General features: G+C 67.5%; 1 protein-coding gene. It reads left to right on the top strand.

All coding sequences use genetic code 11. The annotated features are described in order from the left end of the window. Nucleotides 1-1,781 (top strand): sensor histidine kinase (locus HMPREF9440_RS11395; RefSeq protein WP_050816106.1); only part of this gene is annotated, 1,781 nt, incomplete at both ends.

Below are 1,781 nucleotides of genomic sequence, written 5' to 3'. Positions count from 1 at the left end.
CTCGAACGGGCGCGTCGAGCAGCTGGCGACCTTCCAACCGGTGACGGCGACGGGCGCGGACAACGCGCAGGGGTCGGTCGTCTTCGCAAAGCGCGGCCACCGCTGGAATCTGCCGCCTGAAGCGCGCGACCTGCCGGTCCCGCCCGGCCCCGCCCGGAGCGCCCTGGAGACGCTGCGCGGCGCGAGGGTCGCCGCCGTCGACGACGTGCGGCTCTCGTCGTGGCTCGCCGCCGCGGGCGAAGCTCAACACCGCGGCATCCCGGAGAAGATGCTCCGCGAGCAGACGACCTTTTTCGAGCACGCGCCCGAGGCGGTACTGAACGCCGTTCTGGCGGGGACGCACGACGTCGGGATTCTGCCCACCTGCATCCTCGAAAACTTCGAGCGCGCCGGACGCATCAACATCGCGGAGGATCTGAGGATCCTCAACCCGCAGCCGACCGACCAACTCCGCTGCCAGCACTCGACCGCGACGTACCCGGGCTGGGCCTTCGGCGTGCAGCCCGACGTGAGCGCGGTGAGGAAGAAGACGATGAGCTCGATCCTCTACGCGATGAGGACGCGGGACTACGGCGGCGAGTGGCAGCTCCCGACCCTGAACCGCTCGCTCTACGACCTCTTCTACGAACTGAAGATCGGCCCCTACGAGCATCTCGCCACGTGGAGCTTCGAGCGCTTCATGCGCGAGAACGCCGAGGCGATCGCCCTGATCACGATGCTCGCCTTCCTCGTCGTCTTCTACGCGGTGTCGCTCTCGGTGCTCGTGCGCCGGAAGACGAAGGAACTCCGCGAAGCGTTGGAAGCGCGCGATCTCATCGAAGCCGAGGCCGCGCAGTCGCGCCAGCACATCGCGAATCTGGAGCGCACCGGGATCGTGGGGCAGATGTCGACCATCATCGCGCATGAACTGAAGCAGCCGCTCTCGGCGATCACGAACTACGCCAACGCGCTCCACCGCAGAATGGAAGGCGACCGCTTCGACAAGGAGAGCTTCAACTTCGCGTTGACGGAAATCACCAACGAAGCCGACCGCGCGAGCAAGATCGTCGAGCGCGTGCGCGCGTACGCGAAGCACGACTATCCGCCGCGCAAGGTCTGCGACCTGGCCGAAGTGATCGGGAATTCGATCACGACCTTCCGCCGGAGCCGTCAGACGAACGCCCAGATCGCGGTGCGCGTCAATCCGAAGAGCATGGCGGAGGTGGACGCGTGGGAAATCGAGCTGGCGCTTCTGAACCTTTTGAAGAACGCCGCCGACGCGATTTCGGGCGTGCCGGATCCCCTGATCGAGGTGACGCTGACACCCCAGGACGCCGACACGTGGACCCTGATCGTCGGGGACAACGGCCCCGAGATTTCCGACGAGGATCTCGCGCGCTTCTTCAAGCCGCTTCAGACGAGCAAGGGCGCGAACGGCATGGGGCTCGGCCTCTCGATCGTCGCCAACATCGCGGAACGCCACGCGGGCCGCATCCGCGTCGAGCGCAACGGCCGCCGCGGCGTGCGCTTCGTCTTCACGTTCCCGCGCGTGCACGAGCCGGGCGAGCGGGTCGAAGACCTGATGCTCCCGCCGCGCTTCCAGCTCTTCGGCGAGACGCGCCAGACGGCTCCGGCCAACTTCCCCACGGCGCAGGCTTCAAAGCCGATGCTTCACGCCATGCGCCCGGGGAGCGCCGTCGACGAGGGCCAGCCCGTCACGATTCACTCGAAGGGGCTCTCCGACGTCGTGCGCCGCATGGAGGCGGGAGGCGTCCTGACGGACGACCCGGACGACCCCGTGC

It is taken from the genome of Sutterella parvirubra YIT 11816, from assembly GCF_000250875.1.
GTDB classification, from domain to species: domain Bacteria; phylum Pseudomonadota; class Gammaproteobacteria; order Burkholderiales; family Burkholderiaceae_F; genus Sutterella; species Sutterella parvirubra.
The sequence above is the reverse complement of the archived record's forward strand: the minus strand, read 5'-3'. Positions and strand labels throughout refer to the sequence as shown.